The sequence below is a fragment of the Janthinobacterium sp. OK676 genome, from assembly GCF_900103595.1.
Taxonomy (GTDB): Bacteria; Pseudomonadota; Gammaproteobacteria; order Burkholderiales; family Burkholderiaceae_D; genus Janthinobacterium.
Genome location: NZ_FNHA01000002.1, coordinates 598,210 through 617,996, shown reverse-complemented (window position 1 = coordinate 617,996; position 19,787 = coordinate 598,210). Strand labels below are relative to the sequence as shown.

At 62.8% G+C, this 19,787-nt stretch carries 16 protein-coding genes; 12 read left to right on the top strand and 4 right to left on the bottom strand.

Annotated features, from left to right (window positions below; genetic code table 11):
• Positions 1-36 precede the first annotated feature (36 nt).
• Genes moaA through BLU39_RS06360 form a run of 3 tightly spaced genes read right to left on the bottom strand, consistent with a single transcriptional unit; the run spans position 37 to position 5,743 of the window.
• Positions 37-1,158 (bottom strand): GTP 3',8-cyclase MoaA, encoded by a 1,122-nt coding sequence (moaA, locus tag BLU39_RS06370; protein WP_092711103.1) that lies wholly within the window; start codon positions 1,156-1,158, stop codon positions 37-39.
• A 28-nt stretch (positions 1,159-1,186) separates the two neighbouring features.
• Positions 1,187-2,560, bottom strand: a complete 1,374-nt coding sequence (gene chrA, locus BLU39_RS06365) for a chromate efflux transporter (RefSeq protein ID WP_232731180.1) — start codon at positions 2,558-2,560, stop codon at positions 1,187-1,189.
• Positions 2,561-2,620: 60 nt separating this feature from the next.
• The gene (locus BLU39_RS06360) at positions 2,621-5,743 is read right to left on the bottom strand and encodes an Rne/Rng family ribonuclease (protein ID WP_092711102.1); all 3,123 of its coding nucleotides are present in this window, start codon (positions 5,741-5,743) and stop codon (positions 2,621-2,623) included.
• Positions 5,744-6,439: 696 nt separating this feature from the next.
• Between BLU39_RS06360 and BLU39_RS06355 the strand changes: the two genes are divergently transcribed.
• The 4 genes from BLU39_RS06355 to BLU39_RS06340 all read left to right on the top strand — a co-directional run bounded on the left by BLU39_RS06355 (position 6,440) and on the right by BLU39_RS06340 (position 9,589).
• Entirely contained in the window at positions 6,440-7,435 is a 996-nt protein-coding gene (locus BLU39_RS06355; protein WP_092711101.1) for an RluA family pseudouridine synthase, read from the top strand.
• A gap of 95 nt (positions 7,436-7,530) precedes the next feature.
• Positions 7,531-8,190 (top strand): HAD-IIIA family hydrolase, encoded by a 660-nt coding sequence (locus tag BLU39_RS06350; RefSeq protein ID WP_092711100.1) that lies wholly within the window; start codon positions 7,531-7,533, stop codon positions 8,188-8,190.
• Complete coding sequence (locus BLU39_RS06345; protein WP_175539222.1) at positions 8,187-8,570, top strand: Rieske (2Fe-2S) protein; 384 nt, start codon at positions 8,187-8,189, stop codon at positions 8,568-8,570. Before BLU39_RS06350 ends, BLU39_RS06345 begins: the two co-directional genes overlap by 4 nt.
• A gap of 17 nt (positions 8,571-8,587) precedes the next feature.
• Positions 8,588-9,589: a S49 family peptidase gene (locus BLU39_RS06340; RefSeq protein ID WP_092711098.1), complete on the top strand. Its 1,002-nt coding sequence runs from the start codon at positions 8,588-8,590 to the stop codon at positions 9,587-9,589.
• Between the two features lie 377 nt (positions 9,590-9,966).
• On the opposite strand, the gene BLU39_RS06335 is transcribed toward BLU39_RS06340, so the two are convergent.
• Complete coding sequence (locus BLU39_RS06335) at positions 9,967-10,350, bottom strand: hypothetical protein (RefSeq protein WP_092711097.1); 384 nt, start codon at positions 10,348-10,350, stop codon at positions 9,967-9,969.
• Positions 10,351-10,606: 256 nt separating this feature from the next.
• On the opposite strand from BLU39_RS06335, the gene BLU39_RS06330 reads away from it, so the two are divergent.
• From BLU39_RS06330 to BLU39_RS06295, 8 genes are all read left to right on the top strand, one after another.
• Positions 10,607-11,317: a pseudouridine synthase gene (locus tag BLU39_RS06330; RefSeq protein WP_092711095.1), complete on the top strand. Its 711-nt coding sequence runs from the start codon at positions 10,607-10,609 to the stop codon at positions 11,315-11,317.
• A gap of 88 nt (positions 11,318-11,405) precedes the next feature.
• On the top strand, positions 11,406-12,404 hold the full coding sequence (locus BLU39_RS06325; protein WP_092711093.1) for a fumarylacetoacetate hydrolase family protein: 999 nt from the start codon (positions 11,406-11,408) through the stop codon (positions 12,402-12,404).
• Between the two features lie 139 nt (positions 12,405-12,543).
• A complete protein-coding gene (flhB, locus tag BLU39_RS06320) occupies positions 12,544-13,737 on the top strand; it encodes a flagellar biosynthesis protein FlhB (RefSeq protein ID WP_092711091.1) in 1,194 nt (397 codons plus the stop codon).
• Positions 13,734-15,830 carry a flagellar biosynthesis protein FlhA gene (flhA, locus tag BLU39_RS06315; RefSeq protein WP_092711089.1) on the top strand — a complete coding sequence of 699 codons (2,097 nt, stop codon included), beginning with the start codon at positions 13,734-13,736 and terminating at the stop codon, positions 15,828-15,830. The genes flhB and flhA overlap by 4 nt, the downstream gene beginning before the upstream one ends.
• A gap of 267 nt (positions 15,831-16,097) precedes the next feature.
• Entirely contained in the window at positions 16,098-17,426 is a 1,329-nt protein-coding gene (gene flhF / locus BLU39_RS06310; protein ID WP_034754102.1) for a flagellar biosynthesis GTPase FlhF, read from the top strand.
• Positions 17,419-18,282 (top strand): MinD/ParA family ATP-binding protein, encoded by an 864-nt coding sequence (locus BLU39_RS06305; protein WP_092711087.1) that lies wholly within the window; start codon positions 17,419-17,421, stop codon positions 18,280-18,282. The genes flhF and BLU39_RS06305 overlap by 8 nt, the downstream gene beginning before the upstream one ends.
• A 45-nt stretch (positions 18,283-18,327) precedes the next feature.
• Positions 18,328-19,059: an RNA polymerase sigma factor FliA gene (locus BLU39_RS06300; protein WP_010400804.1), complete on the top strand. Its 732-nt coding sequence runs from the start codon at positions 18,328-18,330 to the stop codon at positions 19,057-19,059.
• Positions 19,041-19,787 (top strand): flagellar motor protein, encoded by a 747-nt coding sequence (locus BLU39_RS06295; protein WP_046685945.1) that lies wholly within the window; start codon positions 19,041-19,043, stop codon positions 19,785-19,787. Before BLU39_RS06300 ends, BLU39_RS06295 begins: the two co-directional genes overlap by 19 nt.

Sequence of the window (19,787 nt, the reverse complement as noted above, 5' to 3'; positions counted from 1 at the left end):
CCATGGTAGCAGCGCGGGGCGTGCGCCGCCCCGGATTCAGCCGCCGATGTACGACATTTCCACTTTCTTTTTACCGTGCTCAAGTGCGCCGCCCGTCAAATCCGTCTGGCTGGTGCGTAATTGCGAATAGCGGTCGCCGCGGCCGCGCCACAGTTGCGCCACGGCCGAGGAAATTTCCGCATCGCTATGGCCGCCCCGCAGCAGGCTGCGCAAGTCGTGGCCGCTGCTGGCGAACAGACACGTGTACAGCTTGCCTTCGGTCGAGAGGCGGGCGCGGCTGCAGTCGCCGCAGAACGCTTGCGTGACGCTGGAAATGAGGCCGATTTCGCCGCCGCCATCCGCATAGCGCCAGCGCGCCGCCGTCTCGCCCGTGTAGTTCGGGTCGATGGGCAGCAAGGGCATGTGTGAGGCTATGCGGCGCACGACTTCGGCGGACGGGATGACTTCCTGCAAGTTCCAGCCGTTCGACGCGCCCACGTCCATGTATTCGATGAAGCGCAGGATGTAGGGCGTATCCTTGAAGTGGCGCGCCATGGGCACGATTTCCTGCTCGTTCATGCCGGCCTTGACGACCATATTGATCTTGATGGGACCCAGGCCCGCCGCGTGCGCCGCAGCTATGCCGTGCAGCACGTCGGCGACGGCGAAATCGACGTCGTTCATGCGCTTGAAGGTGGCGTCGTCGAGCGAGTCGAGCGACACGGTGACGCGGTTCAGGCCCGCATCCTTGAGCGCTTGCGCTTTTCTGGCCAGCAAGGAACCATTGGTCGTCAGGGTCAGGTCCAGCGGCTGGCCCGATGGCGTGCGCAGCTCGGCCAGCATGGCGATGAGCTTTTCGATATTCTTGCGCAGCAGCGGTTCGCCGCCCGTCAGGCGTATCTTTTCCACGCCGTGTTCAACGAACAGGCGCGCCACGCGCGTGATTTCCTCGAACGACAGCAAATCCGTGTGCGGCAGATACACGTGGTTCTTGTCGAACACATCCTTCGGCATGCAATACACGCAACGGAAATTGCAGCGGTCGGTAATCGAGATGCGCAAGTCGTGCAGGGGCCTGCCCAGGCGGTCGGCGACGTTGCCGCTGGGACTTTCCAGGCGCTCGGGTATCGCCACGGCCCCATTGCGGGCCTCGGCGAGGTAGATAATCTTGTCAGCCATGAAAGGTAATGCGCTTACGTAAAGTCGTTCAAGGCAGATACGATAGCACGAGGCCGAAGATGGCACAGGCGAGCAGCAATTTGATGGTGCCCATTTGAAACTTGATCAGCGCCACGCCGGCCGCCAGCGCGATGAGCGTCGCCAGCCAGTCCCAGTGCGGCAGCGGGTTGTCCGGCCAGAAAACGTGGCGGCCAAAGAACAGGGCCAGGCTGGCGATGACGCCCACCACGGCCGCCGAAATGGCCGTCAGGGGCGCGCTCAGGCGCAAATTGCCGCGCGACGCTTCCACGAGCGGCGCGCCGGCCAGGATGAAGATGAACGAAGGCAGAAAAGTAAACCAGCTGGCGACGAGCGCGCCGCACACGCCCGCCAGCCACAGCTGCTCGCCCGCGATGCCTGCCGCATGGCTCCAGCCGCCGACAAAACCGATGAAGGCAACGATCATGATCAGGGGGCCGGGCGTCGTTTCGCCCAGGGCCAGGCCATCCATCATTTGCGCGCTCGTGATCCAGTGGTAATGGTCGGCGGCACCCTGCACCAGGTAGGGCAGCACGGCATACGCGCCGCCGAACGTGAGCAGGGCCGCCTTGCTGAAAAACACGCCCATCTGCGCCAGCGGCTGGTCCGTACCGCCCGCCAGTGCCAGGCCCAGCCAGACAAAGAAAGCCAGCGCCAGGCCCAGTGCGCAGGTGGCCAGCAGGCGCGGCCACCTGAAACGCGCGTGGTCCGGCGTGGGCGTGTCGTCATCGATCAGGGCGGCGCCGTAGCGGGCCGCGCCGCCATGCGACGCGCCGTTGGCATGAAAGTGCGCGGGCAGCCAGCGCCCGCCCGCCATGCCCAGCAGGGCAGCGGCAAGCACGATCAGCGGAAATGGCAGATGAAGCGCGGCGATGGCGGCAAATGCGGCCGCCGCGATGGCGATCAGACCGGGGCTGCGCAAGGTGCGCCGGCCCAGGCGCCAGGCGGCCGCCACCACGATGGCGACGACGGCCGGCTTGATGCCGTACAGGACGCCGGCGATGGCGCCCACGTGGCCATACGCCATATACAGCCAGGACAGGACGATCAGCACCAGCAGCGAGGGCAGCAAAAACAGCAGGCCCGCCACCAGGGCGCCGCGCGTGCGGTGCATCAGCCAGCCGATGTAGATGGCCAGCTGGGTCGCTTCCGGCCCCGGCAGCAGCATGCAGTAGTTCAGGGCGTGCAGGAAACGCTGCTCGGAAATCCAGCGCCGCTTTTCCACCAGTTCCGCATGCATCATGGCGATTTGCCCGGCCGGGCCGCCAAAGCTGACGCAGCCCAGCTTGAGCCAGTACCAGAAGGCGTTGCGCAGGCTGACGGGGGCGGGAGGCAGATTGGCGTTCTCGTGCATGGCGGGCGGATGGCAGCAAAAAGTGGACATAAAAAAGGGGAAGCCTGAGCTTCCCCTTTCATCATTGGCGGCTGGGCGAACCCGGCGCGCTTATGGACGCTGCGTGTTGACCTGGATCAACGGCTCATCCGATTGCGGCGGCAATGGCTTGCGTTCGCGTGGCTTGCGTACCGGAGCGACTGCCTTGGCGGCCGCTTCCTGCGCCAGGCGCAGTTTTTCCGGATCGGTGGCAGCCAGGGTCAGGCCGGCCGAGCCGAGCACTGCGCTCAAGTCCAGCGGCGCCGCCACAGGGGCTGGCGCCGGAGCAGGAGCGGGAGCAACGACAGGCGCAGGAGCAACTTCGGCAACCGCCGGGGCAGCTTCCGCTACTGGTGCTGGCGCGGCTGCTGGCGCTTCTTCCGCCACGGCGACGGTTTCCACGGCAGCTGGCGTTTCCACGGCTGGTGCCGCTTCGGCGTTCACTTCCGCTGGCGCTGGAGCTGGAGTCGGCGCAACTTCCGTCTTCTCGGCAAAGCTGTACTCGGCAGCTGGCGCTGGTTCGGCAGCAACGGCGGCTTCCACAGGAGCTGGCGGCACGATCACTTCAGCAGCCGGAGCGACTTCTTCGACCTTGGCGATCTCCACGGCCTTGACCACTTCGACCACTTCGACTACTTCGACTACTTCAGTCACGACGGCTGGTGCGGCTTCGGCAGCAGCTTCCACTGGCGCAGCGACGGCCACGACAGTAGCGGCAGCGACGACGGCGATCGGTGCGGCGGCTTCAACGGCGGCAGCGGCGGCTTCCGGCGCCGGAGCAACCGTAAAGCTGATCACTGGCGCGTCCTGGCCTTCGTTGTCACCGTTTGCCGATTCAATCAGCTCGCCCGTTTCGCGGTCGCGGCGGTTGCGGTTGCGGCCGCCACGACGACGGCGGCGGCGCGGTTCTTCGCCTTCCACGTCGCTTTCCGTCTCTTCGCCTTCAGGGCCGGCATTCGCCGGCGCTTTCAGCAGATTGGCCGGTGCGGCGTCGAATTCAGGGCCGTTCGACGTCACGACGACGTTGACTGCGCTGGCGGTGGCACCAACCAGTGCCAGCTCTTCAGCTTTCACTTCAGCAACAACAGCCTTGTCGGCGCGTGGTTCGCGCGCTTCGCGTGGCTGGCGTGGCGGACGCTCGGCGCGCTCTGGACGTTCCGCGCGTTCCGGACGCTCGGCGCGTTCAGGGCGTTCACCGCGTTCGCGTGGTGCTGCTGCCGTATCGCCGTTCTCGCGCGCTTCACGCGGTTCGCGTGGCGGACGCGGTGGGCGTGGCGGACGTGCCGCTTTTTCCAGTGCTTCCGCTTCTTTCGCTGCATCGTCCTGGGCTGGACGGCCCTGGCCCGGTTCGCGTTCTTCGCGGCCTGGCTTGCCGTTGCGGCCACGGCCACGCGGGCCACGGCTGTTGCGGTCGCCACGGTCGGCGCCGGCCGGCTTGGCCGGTGCGACAGGGGCGGGTGCGGGCGCCACCGGTGCCGGAGCGCCGGTGAAGAAGCTGATGATCTTGGCGATCAGGCCCTGTGGCGCGGCAGGCGCGGCCACGGGAGCCGGTTTCGCTTCGACGGGCTTGCGCTCGACCATCGGTGCCGGCTGGTCAGGGGTGATCGTCTTGACGACGGCTTCCTGGCGCGGCTTGGCTTCTTCCTTCTGGCGCTTGCTGTACGCCATGTCGGTTTCAGCGCTTTCCGCCAGATTGTAGCTGGCCTGGCTGTCTTCCAGACGCGGATCGTCGTGCTTGATGCGTTCCAGCTTGTAGTGCGGCGTTTCCAGATGCTTGTTCGGGATCAGGATCACGGCGATGCGGTGGCGGTTCTCGATCTTCAGCACTTCGCCGCGCTTTTCGTTGAGCAGGAAGGCGCCCACGTCCACGGGTACTTGCACGTGGATGGTGGCCGAGTTTTCCTTCATCGCCTCTTCCTGGATGATGCGCAGCACCTGCAGGGCGGACGATTCCGTATCGCGGATGTGGCCGGTGCCGGAGCAGCGCGGGCACGTCACGTGTGAACCTTCGGACAGCGAAGGGCGCAAGCGCTGGCGCGACAGTTCCATCAGGCCGAAGCGGGAAATCTTGCCCATTTGTACACGGGCGCGGTCATGGTGCAGCGCGTCTTTCAGGCGCTGTTCCACTTCGCGCTGGTTCTTCGCCACTTCCATGTCGATGAAGTCGATGACGATCAGGCCACCCAGGTCGCGCAGACGCAGCTGGCGGGCCACTTCTTCGGCCGCTTCGCAGTTGGTGTTGAAGGCGGTCGTCTCGATGTCCGAGCCGCGCGTGGCGCGGGCCGAGTTGACGTCGACGGACACCAGCGCTTCGGTATGGTCGATCACGATGGCGCCGCCCGATGGCAGCGGCACGGTGCGGCTGTAGGCCGTTTCGATCTGGTGTTCGATCTGGAAGCGCGAGAACAGCGGCACGTCGTCGCTGTAGCGTTTTACGCGGTGCACCATGTCGGGCATCACGTGGCTCATGAACTGGTGCGCCTGGTCGTAGATCTCGTCGGTGTCGATCAGGATCTCGCCGATGTCGGGCTGGAAGTAGTCGCGGATGGCGCGGATGACGAGCGACGATTCCTGGTAGATCAGGAAAGCGCCGTTGGCCGACTTGCCGGCGCCTTCGATGGCGCGCCACAGTTGCATCAGGTAATTCAAGTCCCACTGCAGTTCATCGACGTTGCGGCCGATGCCTGCCGTGCGGGCAATCACGGACATGCCAGCTGGCAAGTCCAGTTTATCCATGGTTTCGCGCAATTCCTGGCGCTCTTCGCCTTCCACGCGGCGCGATACGCCACCGCCACGCGGGTTGTTCGGCATCAATACCAGGTAACGGCCGGCCAGGGAAACGAACGAGGTCAGGGCGGCGCCCTTGTTGCCGCGCTCTTCCTTTTCAACCTGGACCATGATTTCCTGGCCTTCGCGCAACGCTTCCTTGACGGAGGCGTTACGGACGTCGACGCCTTCGCGGAAATACGTGCGGGCAACTTCCTTAAAAGGCAGGAAGCCGTGGCGGTCTTCGCCATAGCTGACGAAGCACGCTTCGAGCGATGGCTCGATGCGCGTGATCACGCCCTTGTAGATGTTGGATTTGCGCTGTTCGCGCCCGGCTGTCTCGATATCGATGTCGATCAGTTTTTGTCCGTCGACAATCGCTACGCGCAGTTCTTCTTGCTGCGTGGCATTAAACAACATGCGTTTCATTTTTATAACTCCGCGACCCGTAGGCCATCTCAAAGCCGCTTCCGGGGAAGCGGCGAAGTACAGGGATATATGCGAGAACGGGAGTGCTGGCGGGGGAAATGCCCAGGCGTGCGGAGCAACAACGCGTACGAGGTATACGTTACGGCCGCAACAGGCGCGGTGAGGTCGATCGTCATGCCGAGTGCACGGGACACTTGCAACTCATCTGAAACAGCCCGGATGAGAATGAACTGCATCGGGGACAGAGAATGCAAGTGGTCAGCAAATTCAGAGCCAAAATCGTTAGCCGGCTCATTACAGGGATCGCGATGGCGAGGCTTGGCCTCAGCCTATCATCGACAACCCTCAGTATTTGGCCACATACGGGGTTTGGCGAAAACGGCAAGCGTTATCAACTTCATCAACCCGCGAGCCCGACTCGATAAGTCGCGCTAACGGGTACTTATCCTTATAATCCCACACTCACTTCAGCATCTCCACGCGTTATCCGATTACAACTACGGTGCAACCTTGATTCGCGCAGGGATGGTGCATATACATTTTTTTCCACCGAATTTGCAATTTGGCGAGGCCGGTGGAGACGCCCCTGTGTAAAATGTGCTTTTATTCTTACACTCGCAGCAGCCAGGGCCGCAGCAAAAACAATTATATATTCAAAATGAAGGACTTAGAGAGATTTCTGGGAAGACATAGTAAATGAAGAGTCAAAATGATGTTGTTCCCCCTTCAACACCCCCGGTTCAGCCGCAAGCGCAATTCGTCACGATCGCCGAAGAAGAAGCAGGCCAGCGTATCGACAACTACTTATTAAGAGTGTGCAAGGGAGTGCCTAAAAGCCACATCTACCGGATATTGCGATCGGGAGAAGTGCGGGTCAATAAAGGCCGTATCGATCAGCTGTACCGTCTCGCCGCCGGCGACGTGGTGCGCATTCCACCCGTGCGCGTGGCCGAAAAGGCGCCTACGGGCGCGCCGGCCGCCGAATTCAAGATCATCTTCGAAGATGCGCAGCTGCTCGTCATCGACAAGCCTGCGGGCGTGGCCGTGCATGGCGGCTCGGGCGTGTCCTTCGGCGTGATCGAGCAATTGCGTGCTTCGCGCCCCGACGCCAAGTTTTTGGAACTGGTGCACCGCCTGGACCGCGACACGTCCGGCTTGTTGTTGTTGGCAAAGAAACGTTCCGCGTTGACGAATTTGCACGAACAGATGCGCGACGGCGTCACGGACAAGCGTTACCTCGTGCTGGTGGCCGGCGACTGGAAGAATGCGCGCCAGCATATCAAGTTGCCATTGCACAAATATACGACGGCCGAAGGCGAACGCCGGGTGGCCGTGCAGGCCGATGGCCTGGCCTCGCACACGGTGTTTTCACTGTTGCATAAATATCACAACTTCGCCTTGCTGGAAGCGGAATTGAAGACGGGACGCACGCACCAGATCCGCGTGCACCTGTCTTCGTCCGGTTTCCCCATCGCCGGCGATGATAAATATGGCGACTTCGCCCTCAACCGTGCCCTGTTGAAAGCCGACAGCACGCGCGGCGCCCTGAAACGCATGTTCCTGCATGCGCACCAGATCACGTTTGTGCATCCGGAAACGGGCAAGACGATGACCCTGAATGCGCCGCTGGCTGCCGAATGCGAGCGTTTCTTGGTAAGCTTGGGCAAACCATTGGCCGTTGCCGCACGATAAGTATAGTATCCACCGCGTGCGCGCGACACTACTCACAAGGTAGTCAGTCGCCATCATTCATTCTCAAGGAGCCGGCGGCTATATCGTCGGGAAACATGGCAAGAAAGCAATTTGATCTGATCGTCTTCGATTGGGACGGTACCCTGATAGACAGTACCTCGACCATCGTCAAGTGCATCCAGGCATCGGCCAAAGACCTCGGCTTGCCCATTCCCACCGAGTTGCTCGCTTCGCACGTGATCGGCCTGGGCTTGCAGGAAGCCATGCAGCTGGTGATACCCGACGTGGAGCCGAAATACCATGCGCGCATGGCCGAGCGCTACCGCTATCACTATCTGTCGCGCGACCATGAGCTGACCCTGTTTCCCGGCGTACACGAGATGCTGCAGGAACTGTCGCAGCAGGCGTACTTCCTGGCGGTGGCCACGGGCAAGAGCCGTGTCGGCCTGAACCGCTCCCTGAATGCCGTCAAGCTGCTGTCCCTGTTCGATGCGACGCGCTGCGCCGATGAAACGTTTTCCAAGCCGCATCCGGCCATGTTGCAGGAACTGACGCGCGAATTGGGGCAAGACATGCGTCGTACCGTGATGATCGGCGACACCAGTCATGATTTATTGATGGCAAGCAATGCAGGCGCGGCGGGTATTGCCGTAGAGTATGGGGCGCATCCTGTGGAGCAATTGCAGGCTTGCAAGCCCCTGTACTCGGCCGCCACGGTGGCCGATCTGCATCAATGGCTGAGCGAGCACGCATGATGAGCGATGTTGTCGACGTTTTCATCTGTGCCGCCGACGCCGTCGCCGATGGCGGCAAGGGCGTGCGCTTTCCCGTCTCGGCCGGTGGCGAAACGACCACGGGCTTTGTCGTGCGCCACGGCGGCAAGGCGTATGGCTACCTGAACCGCTGCGCCCACGTGCCCATCGAACTGGACTGGGCGGAGGGCGAGTTTTTCGAGTCCAGCGGCTTGTACCTGATGTGTTCGACGCATGGCGCCATCTATGTGCCGGAAAGCGGCTATTGCGCGGGCGGCCCCTGCAAGGGCGGGCGCTTGCGTCCGATCGCCGTGGTCGAGCGCGACGGCCAGCTGTACTGGCAGCCCGACGAGTATGTCCAGCCGTTGCCGGCCTTATTGTAATTTAAGCAAAGTGAATCATGAGCGATAACACGAATGACAAGCTGGACAGCAGCGCGCCAGCGGCCGGTCACGGCGCCCCTGCGGGGAACTGGGAGCGCGACGTGCTGGAAAAGCTGGTATTTGCCACTTTGCAAGAGCAACGCGCGCACCGCCGCTGGAGCATCTTTTTCAAGGTCTTCGGTCTGCTGATCGTGCTGTTCGCCCTGTGGGTGTTTTATGACTACAACACGGCCGACGACGGCGAAACCCTGGGCCGCCACACGGCCCTGATCGACATCAACGGCGCCATCGAGTCCGAAGGCAGCGGTTCGGCCGCCGTCGTCATCCCCGCGCTGGACAAGGCGTTTTCCGATAGCGGCTCCGTGGCCGTGGTGCTGCATATTAATAGTCCCGGCGGCAGTCCCGTGCAGGCCGGCATGATCGTCGACGAGATGCAGCGCCTGCGCAAGGGCTATCCGGACAAGCCTTTATATGTGGTGGTCGATGAAATGTGCGCTTCGGGCGGCTATTACATCGCGGCCGCCGCCGACCGCATCTACGTCAACAAGGCCAGCGTGGTCGGCTCCATCGGCGTGCTGATGGATGGTTTCGGCTTTACGGGCGTGATGGAAAAGGTGGGCGTCGAGCGGCGTTTGCTGACGGCGGGCGAGAACAAGGGCTTCATGGACCCGTTCAGCCCCATGACGGAAAAACACAAGGCGTATGCGCAAGGCATGCTCAATGAAATCCACCAGCAATTCATCGAGGTGGTACGGGCGGGGCGGGGCAAGCGCCTGAAGGAAACGGCCGATACCTTCTCCGGCTTGTACTGGACGGGCGCGAAAGCCGTGGAAATGGGTCTGGCCGACGATTTCGGCACGGTCGACAGCGTGGCGCGCGACGTCGTCAAGGCGGAAGACATCGTCGACTACACGCAGCACGAAGGCTTGCCGGAACGGGTGCTCAAGAAATTTGGCGCCGCCATGGGTGCGGGCGCCATGAAGGCGGCCGTACAGCAGTCACAACCGGCGTTGCGCTGAGGACATCACTCTTGACTGGCAGGCAATCCAATCGAGAATCGTTTTCAATAAGGTGGTAAATTGGCTTGAAAATGGGGCCGCTTGGGCTATAGTGAAGACGTAGTTCTTTTCAAGGAGGGGCGATATATCAACTATGTTGTCAGTACTAACTTGATTGGCAGGTCTTGGAACTACTCGCCGCATCGCAGATGTGGTTTTGAGTGAATTTACATTCCTCACTAAAGTCCCGATGGGGCTTGGGAACGGCGGCGCAATGCCGCCGTTTCCTTTTGTGCGTCGTGCGTGCCGTATGGGTTGACGGCGTTGGATGTGTATTCTGGATGTGCCGGCAAGGCAGGCATGCGAGGGCGGGGCATGGCTGGTCGGGTGGGCCGGGTTCAGACGGCGCATCCGTTGCAGTGGATGGGCAGGGGAGACGCGTTGACCTGACGGGCTGCCGCAGCGCTGGTGCTGACGCTGTTGCTGGAGCCTCTGTCGGACGCCGTGTTTGCCATGGGGGCCGTGGTCACATCGTCGGCATCCGCATCCGCGTGCGCAAAACCGCCCAGTTCCAGCCAGCACATGAAATGGCATTGCGCTTCGGCATGCCAATGCGTCTGGCTCGCTGGCGATGGGGGGGCGTCCTCATCCTGCGGCGCAGGGGCGCTGCTCCAGCGCGCCACGCCCAGTCTCACCTTGTGCATGGCCGCCTGTTCCTCGGCGATGCGTTGGCGCATGTCGGCGATGCTGCCTTGTAAGGCGATGGTATCGATATGCTTCATACAATGTCCTTGTGAGTCGTTGCTTGGTTATTATTCCTAAAGCTCATTAGGCGGATTCCTAACGAAGTTTCAGTCTATCAATGCGATATTCCGAGCGCTTGATATTTCTCAAAGGAATTGGCCATTTATATCGAAATCTCACCTTGTACTTCAGCTTATCTGTGCGTGCGCAAGCCTGCTGCGCCCTCCGCAGCCTGGCGCAGGCGCGCTACGGCGCCGCTTCACGCTGTCAGCCGCTTCTGGTAAAGTCACGCCCATGAGTAAATTATCCCTAGACCGCATCCTGCAATCGCAGGGTTTTGGCACCCGTAAATACTGTCGTTCCCTTATCGAGGATGGCGATGTCATCATCGATGGCGTCACCCAGACCAATTACCGCACCACCGTCGAGACTGAAGGCCTGGTGCTGCACGTGTTCGAAGAAGAGTGGGTCTACCGCGCGCACCTGTACCTGGCGCTGAACAAGCCCGCCAACTTCGAATGCTCGCGCAAGCCCAGCCATCATCCTGGCGTGCTGACCCTGCTGCCGGAACAGTTCACCTGGCGCGAAGTCCAGCCCGTCGGCCGGCTCGACCACGATACGACCGGCATGCTGCTGATGTCCGACGATGGCCCGTTTATCCATGCACAATCGTCGCCGAAGCGCCACGTTCCGAAAATTTACCAGGCCACCACGCAAGAGCCCGTGACCGATGAACTGGTGGCACAGCTATTGGCTGGCGTGCAATTGCACGATGAGCCGGCCCCGCTGGCGGCCCTCGTCTGCATCAAGCGGGGAGAGCACCAGCTGGAAATCGTGCTCGAACAAGGCAAATACCACCAGGTCAAGCGCATGCTGGCCGCCGCCGGCAACCATTGCAGCGCGCTGCACCGTTCCGCCATCGGCAGCCTGACCCTGGAATCGCTGGGCATTGCCGAAGGCGAGTGGTGCTATCTCACGCCTGAGCAAATAGCGCTGCTGGCGTAATCTCTTCCTGATCGCCAAAGCCGGGGATATCCCGGCTTTTTGGCGTCTTTAGCCTCCAACTGCCCGCATCTGACGAAGTTTCCCGCACATGAAATTAGCAACTCTAAAAGATGGCACGCGCGATGGCCAGCTGGCTGTCGTCTCGCGCGACCTGAAAACGGCCCACCTGGCCGATGGCATCGCCTCGACCCTGCAAAAGGCGCTCGACGACTGGAGCTTCATCGCGCCCCAGCTCGACTTGCTGTACCAGACCATCAATAGCGGCCGCGGCCATCGCGCCTTCGAGTTCGATCCTGCCAACTGCATGGCGCCTTTGCCGCGCAGCAGCTTGCGCGTGGCAGGCGCATCCTATCTGCAGCAGATCGAGCGGGCCTGCAAGGCGGCGGGAGTCGAGACGCCCGCCAATTTGCGCGATGCGCCAAGGATGTACCAGGGCGCCAGCGACGATTTCCTCGGCGCCCACGATGACATTATCCTGGCGCACGAGCAGTGGGGCATCGATTACGAGGCCGGCATCGCCGCCATCACGGACGACGTGGCCATGGGGGCGACGCCTGACCAGGCGCACCTGAACATCAAGCTGTTGATGCTGGTTAACGACATCACCCTGCGCAACCTGGCGCCCGACGAGCAGGCCAGCGGCTATGGCTTCCTGCAAGCGAAACCGGCCATGGCCTGTTCTCCCGTGGCGATTACGCCCGACGAACTGGGCGACGCCTGGCGCGGCGGCAAGGTGCATTACGCCTTGCGCTGCAGCCTGAACGGCAAATTGACGGGCCAGCCCCACGCGGGCGCCGACATGGCCTTCAATTACCCGCAATTGCTCGCCCATCTGTGCCAGACGCGCAATGCGCGCGCCGGCAGCGTGGTCAGCGCGGGCGGCGTCGCCAACAAGGAAGTCAAGAAGGGGTTTTCCAGTATCGTTGAACGACGTAACCAGGAGATGATCGCCGATGGTGTCGCCAGCACACCGTATCTGCTGTTTGGTGATGTTGTTCGATTGGAAATGTTGGGTGATGATGGCAAATCGCTGTTTGGCGCCATCGAACAGACGGTGAAGCAGGCGGAAGCCAGGAAGTCGCGCTAAGGTTTCTGAGGAGCAAAGGAAATACAGGGGAATTGCCCCCCTGTTCCCCCGATGGCATTCTCTCGCTGGAACCGATAATGCTCCATGCCCAGTCCGTATTGCGCCTAGCCAGGCTGCAGGACTTCACCGGAGTTGATTGATGTCGGAAGACAGCGACGCAGAAAAGACCGAAGCCGCGTCACCGAAGCGCCTCGAGCAGGCGCGTGAGGAAGGCGACGTTCCGCGATCGCGTGAAGTGGCCACGTTTACGGTGCTGATGGCGTCCGGCTGCTGCCTGTGGTTTGCCGGCGACGCCATCGTGCGGCGGCTGACGGCCGTCATGGTTTCCGGACTGACGCTGGACCGCGAGCAAATCCTCAATCCGGATGCGATGATGTTGCGCATCGGCTATGACGTGGGCTCGGTCTTGCTGACCTGCCTGCCGTACGCCGCGGCCATCATGCTCGTCGCCCTGGCTTCGCCCGTGCTGGTGGGTGGCTGGCTGTTCAGTTCCAAGGCGTTTACTCCCAATTTTGGCAAGCTCAACCCGATTCGCGGCCTGGGCAATATGTTTTCGAAGAACGCGCTGGTGGAGTTGCTCAAGGCCATCGCCAAGACCCTCGTCGTCGGCGTCGTCGCCTGGATGGTGATGCAGCATCAAAAGGACGCCGTGCTGGGCCTGTCGGTGGAATCCTTGCGCGCCGGTTCGGCCCATCTGATCAGCCTGCTGATCACGGCCTTTTTGCTGATCGTCGGCGCGCTGGGCCTGATCGCCGCCATCGACGGCCCGTACCAGATGTGGCACTACGCCAACAAGATGAAAATGACCTTGCAGGAAGTCAAGCAAGAGTCGAAGGAATCGGACGGCAATCCGCAGATCAAGGCGAAGATACGCCAGATGCAGCATGAAATGTCGCGCCGCCGCATGATGGCCGACGTGCCGACGGCCGACGTGGTGGTAACGAATCCTACCCATTACGCGGTGGCGCTGAAGTATGGCGAGAATTCACGCGGCGCGCCGCAAGTGGTGGCCAAGGGCATCGACGAAGTGGCGGCGAAGATCCGCGAACTGGCGGGCGAACACAAGGTCGCCATCCTCGAAGCGCCCGCCCTGGCGCGCGCGCTGTACAAACACACGGACATCGGCGACGAGATTCCCGAGGCGCTGTACGGCGCCGTGGCCGAAGTGCTGGCCTATGTGTTCCAGTTGCGCAGCTATGGCAGCGGCCACGGCCAGCGTCCCGACAAGCCGAAAAAACTCGACGTGCCGCCCGAGCTCGACCCGCTCGACCCCGCATCGCAGACCAAACCCGCGGCAGACGCGGCAGACAAGAATAAAGGAAGCACACCATGAACGGCCTGACCATGCCAGCCTGGCTCAGCGGATTGAAAGGCAACGCCAGCAAGGGCATCGCCGCGCCGGTCATCATCATCATGCTGCTGGCGATGATGGTGCTGCCGCTGCCCGCCTTCATCCTCGACATCTTCTTCAGTTTCAATATCGCGCTATCGATCATCGTGCTGCTGACGGCGCTGTACACGGTCAAGCCGCTCGACTTCATGGCGTTCCCGACCATTTTGCTCGTGTCGACCATGCTGCGCCTGTCGCTGAACGTGGCGTCCACGCGCGTGGTGCTGACGGAAGGCCACACGGGTGCCGACGCGGCCGGTAAGGTGATTGAAGCGTTCGGTCACTTCCTGATCGGCGGCAATTACACGGTCGGTATCGTCGTCTTCATTATTTTGACCATCATCAACTTTACCGTCGTGACCAAGGGCGCGGGCCGTATCGCCGAGGTGGGCGCCCGCTTCGCGCTGGACGCCATGCCAGGTAAACAGATGGCCATCGATGCCGACCTGAACGCCGGCCTGATCGGCGAAGACGAAGCGCGCCGCCGCCGCACGGAAGTGGCGCAGGAGGCGGAATTCTACGGCGCCATGGACGGCGCCAGCAAATACGTGCGCGGCGACGCCATCGCCGGCATCATGGTCACCGTCATCAATATCATCGGCGGCTTGCTGGTGGGCTTGCTGCAGCACGACATGGGTTTTGCCGATGCGCTCAAGAACTACACCTTGCTCGCCATCGGTGACGGCCTCGTGGCGCAGATTCCTTCGCTGATCATTTCCACGGCGGCCGGTATCGTCGTCTCGCGCGTGGCCAGCGAACAGGACATCGGCACCCAGCTGGTGGGCCAGCTGTTTGCGAAACCGCAAGTGCTGTATATTACCGCCGGCATCATCGGCGGCATGGGCCTCATTCCCGGCATGCCGAACATGGTCTTCATCCTGCTGGCATCCATGCTGGCGGGAGCCGCCTATCTGATCAGCAAGAAACGCGAGCAGGCGAAGGAGGCGGCCGAGAAGCCGGCCGAAGCGCCGCAAGCGACCGTGGCGCCCGAGCAGGAAGAAGCCAGCTGGCAAGACATCATGCCCGTCGATACCCTGGGCCTGGAAGTGGGCTACCGCCTGATTCCCCTGGTCGACAAGACGCAGGGTGGCGAATTGCTCAAGCGCATTAAAGGCATCCGCAAGAAGTTCGCCCAGGAAGTGGGCTTCCTGGCGCCGCCCGTGCACATCCGCGACAACCTGGAATTGAAGCCGTCCGCCTACCGCATCACCCTGAAGGGCGTGGAAGTGGGCGTGGGCGAAGCGTTCAACGGCCAGTTCCTGGCCATCAACCCCGGCATGGCCAGCGGCACCCTGCCGGGCCTGGCCACGAATGACCCTGCGTTCGGCTTGCCCGCCACCTGGATCGACGCCAGCCTGCGCGACCAGGCCCAATCGATGGGCTACACGGTCGTCGATGCGGGCACCGTGGTGGCCACGCACCTGAATCACCTGATCACCTCGCATGCGTCGGAGTTGCTGGGCCGCGCGGAAGTGCAGTCCTTGCTCGATCACCTGGGCAAGGACGCGCCGCGCCTGGTGGAAGACCTGGTGCCGAAGATGCTGTCGCTGTCGGCCCTGCAAAAAGTGCTGCAGAACCTGCTGGCCGAAGGCGTGCACATCCGCGACATGCGCACCATCATCGAAACCCTGGCCGAGTACACGGTCAGCACGCAAGACCCGAACGAGCTGACGGCGCTGGTGCGCGTGTCCCTGGGCCGCGCCATCGTGCAGCAACTGTTCCCCGGCGCGGCCGAACTGTCCGTGATGACGCTCGACAGCCGCCTCGAGCGTTTGCTGATGCAGGCGATGGGCAATGGCGGCGACGGCGCCGGCATCGAGCCGGGCCTGGCCGACACCATCGCCCACCAGGCGGGCCTGGCTGCCCAGCAGCAGGAAGCGCTGGGCCTGACGCCGGTGCTGCTGGTGCCGGCGCCGCTGCGCGCCCTGCTGTCGCGCTTCCTGCGCCGCGCCTTGCCGCAACTCAAGGTGCTGTCGCATGCGGAAGTGCCGGAAACCAAGACGATCCGCGTCACGGCGCTGGTGGGCGCGCAGTAGTTATCTTCATTAGTACCGGGGTCAGACCCGCCGGGTCTGACCCCAGCCTTCGTTTGGGTCAAGAAAAACATCAATTTCCTCCCGGCAAACTGAATAACGGGTACTTTCCCGTCCTGTTCCTTCGATCGTTTCCTGCAAGCATCGCTAATAATGGAAACTGTCCGGGTGATCTGTGTCCATGTGGAAGACAGCACTCAAGCAACAGGAGTCGATGATGGTCACACAGTTCAGCCAATATTGCGCCACCCCCGCCTTGGGAGGCCGGTCATGAATGTGAAGAAATTTACGGGCGCCTCGTCGCGCGATGCGCTGCGCAAGGTGCGCGAAGCGCTGGGCCCCGATGCCGTGATCCTGTCGAACCGCCAGGCCGATGGCGTGGTGGAAATCCTCGCGCTGGCCAATGACGATGCCGCTTCGCTGGCGTCGCCGCCGGCCGCGTCCGAAATGGCCCAGCCCCGTCCCCAGTTGCAGACCCAGTTCGCCACGCCGCAGCGTCCGGCCGCCCCGGCCCAGCGCCCGGCCGCGCCACGTCCTGCCGCGCCGCGCCAGGCTGCCTCCGAGCCAGTGGACATGGCCCGCATGCAGCAGATGATGGCCAGCGCGCTGGCGCACGTCAAAGAGAACGCCGCCGCCGAGATGAGCGGCATGATGAATGAAATCCGCGCCATGCGCGGCATGATGGAAACCCAGCTGGCGGAAATTTCCTGGGGTTCGACGCAGCAGCGCGAGCCGCAAAAAGCCGTCGTGCTGCGCGAAATGCTGGCCGCCGGCTTTTCCGCCAGCCTGGCGCGCTACCTGATCGACAAGCTGCCCGCCGGCCTCGACGGTGCGCAAAGCATGCGCTGGATCAAGACGGTCCTCAGCCGCAACCTCAATACGGTGGCCAATGAAGACGCCATGCTCGAGCAGGGCGGCGTGTTCGCCCTGGTCGGCCCGACCGGCGTGGGCAAGACCACCAGCACGGCCAAGCTGGCGGCCCGCTGCGTGATGCGCCACGGCCCGGAAAAGCTGGCCCTGATCACCACCGATGCCTACCGTATCGGCGCGCATGAGCAACTGCGCATCTACGGCAAGATCCTTGGCGTGATGGTGCATTCCGTGAAGGATGAAGCGGACTTGCGCATCGCCCTGAAAGAATTGAAGAACAAGCACACGGTGCTGATCGATACGGTGGGCGTGAGCCAGCGCGACCAGATGGTGACGGAACAGGTGGCCATGCTGTCGGGCGCCGGCGCCGACGTGAAGCGTTTGCTGTGCCTGAACTCCACGGCGACCCAGGAAACCCTCAACGAAGTGGTGCGCGCGTATCAAGGCAGCGGCCTAGCCGGCTGCATCATGACCAAGCTCGATGAAGCGGCCTCGATCGGCAACGTGCTCGACGTGGTGATCCGCCAGAAGCTGAACCTGTTCTATGTGTCGAACGGCCAGCGCGTGCCGGAAGACCTGTACCTGGCCGACCGCGGTTACCTGATCGACCGCGCCTTCAAGCTCAAGCGCGACTCGGCGGCCACGCAGTTTTCCGATGCCGAACTGCCGCTGCTGATGGCGCAGGCGGCCGCCCGCAACAATGAAGCGCGCGGGGTGCATCTTGGCTAATTTTGATTTCGACCAGGCCGAAGGCTTGCGCCGCATGCTGGCCGGCCCGCAGCCGCGTGTCATGACGTTCCTGTCGGCCACGCCGCAGGACGACAAGGGCGCCATGCTGGTCAACCTGGGTGCTTCGCTCGCCTACGGCGGCAATGACGTGCTGCTGCTCGACGCCAGCGGCGGCAGCGATGGCGTGGCCGCGCGCCTGGGACTGGCGCACGGCGCCAGCCTGCGCGACGTGGCGCGCCAGCAGTGCGGCTTGAACCAGGTCATCCATCAGGTGCCGCAAGGCTTCGGCGTGGCCAGCCTGGGCGCGCGCAACCATTTGATGGACAGCATGGACTACGCGGGCGAAGATGAACTGCGCCGCCTGGGCAAGACCTTCGACGTGCTGGCGCGCCAGAGCGGCATCGTGCTCGTCGACGGCGTCGTGGCAGAAGAGGGCGCCTGTTTCCCCGTGCCCTTGATGGCGTCGTCCGATATCGTCGTGCAAGTGTCCACCAGCGCCACCTCGATCAAGGCGGCCTACTGCCTGATCAAGCGCTTGAGCCAGGAACTGGGACGCCGTCCGTTCGGCATTCTCGTCACCGGCGCTTCCGAATCCGAGGCAAAAGTGGTATACGATAATATGGCACAGGCGGCGAGCCGTTACCTGGCCGTGAAGCTGACGTCGATGGGTTCGGTGCCTGCCGATGAGTATCTGCACCGCGCGGCGCGCCTCGGCCGCAGCGTGGTCGATGCGTTTCCGCTGGCCGGCGCCTCGGTGGCGTTTCGCGGCCTGGCCGAGCGGCTGGCCCGTTCGGCGGCGCCGGTGCTGGGCGGCACCTTGTACCAGACGGGGAGCGCCCACCAGTTCAGCGCCTGAAGCCAACCGTAGCACCAGATAAGACGAGAAAACAATAAGCAGCCTATGTACACGGTCAAAGGGAAATCGAACAAGGACTATTTGCTGACGGAGCACATTCCGCTGGTGAAGCGTCTGGCGCACCATATGAAGGCGAAATTGCCGCCTTCGGTCGAGGTCGATGACCTGATCCAGGCCGGCATGATCGGCCTGCTCGATGCCATCAGCCGCTATGAAGAAACGCATGGCGCGCAGTTCGAGACGTATGCCGTGCTGCGCATCCGCGGCGCCATGCTCGACGAATTGCGCACCAGCGACTGGCTGCCGCGCAGCATGCGCCAGAACATGCGCAAGATCGAGGAGGCGATGAGCACCTTGCAGCAGCGCCTCGGCCACCCGCCGACCGAGTCGGAAGTGGCGAAACTGCTGAAAATGTCGCTGGCCGACTACCAGGAAATGCTGGGCGACGGCGGCGGCCACCAGCTCGTGTACTACGAAGACTTTCACGACCCGGACGGCAATGACAGCTTCCTCGACCGCCACTGCGTGGACGAGGACAGCGACCCCTTGCGGTCCCTGCTCGATACCGATTTTCGGCAATCCGTGATCGATGCCATCGATGCGCTGCCGCCACGCGAGAAAATACTCATGGGCCTGTACTACGAAGAAGAGCTGAACCTGAAGGAGATCGGCGCGGTGATGGGCGTGTCGGAATCGCGCGTCTCGCAGCTGCATACCCAGGCCGTCGCGCGCCTGCGCGCAACCTTGAGGGAGCAGGCGTGGACTGGTCCAGCGTAATCGGGCTGGCGCTGGCGCTGGCGGGCCTCTTGGTCGGCCAGGCACTGGAAGGCGGCAAGATGGCCTCCCTGCTGCAGCCGGCCGCCTTTGCCATCGTCATCATCGGCACCTTCGGCGCCGTACTGCTGCAAACGCGGCTGCGTACTTTCGTGCGCGGCCTGGAAATGCTGCGCTGGGTCTTCCTGCCGCCGGCCGACACGCGCGCCGCGCTGGCGCGCGACATCGGGCAATGGAGCCTGACGGCGCGCCGCGACGGCCCGCTGGCGCTCGAGCGCCTGATGGAAAACACGGCCGACCGTTTCAACGCCAAGGGCTTGCGCATGATCGTCGACGGCATCGCGCCCGACAAGCTGCGCCAGCTGCTCGACGTGGAAATCTCCGCCTATGAGATGGCCGAGCGCCAGGCCGTCAAGGTGTGGGAATCGGCGGCCGGCTATTCGCCCACGATCGGCATCCTGGGCGCCGTGCTGGGCCTGATACACGTGATGGAAAACCTCACCGACCCAAGCAAACTGGGCAGCGGCATCGCCGTGGCGTTTGTCTCAACCATCTATGGCGTGGGCCTGGCCAACCTGCTGTTCCTGCCGGTGGCGAACAAACTCAAGGCCATCGTCTCGCGCCGCGTGCTGCAGTACGAAATCACGGCCGCCGTGCTGTACGACATCGCCACGGGCGACCATACGCGCATCATCGAAGAGCGCGTTTCCAGCCTGCTGCACGAGCACTGA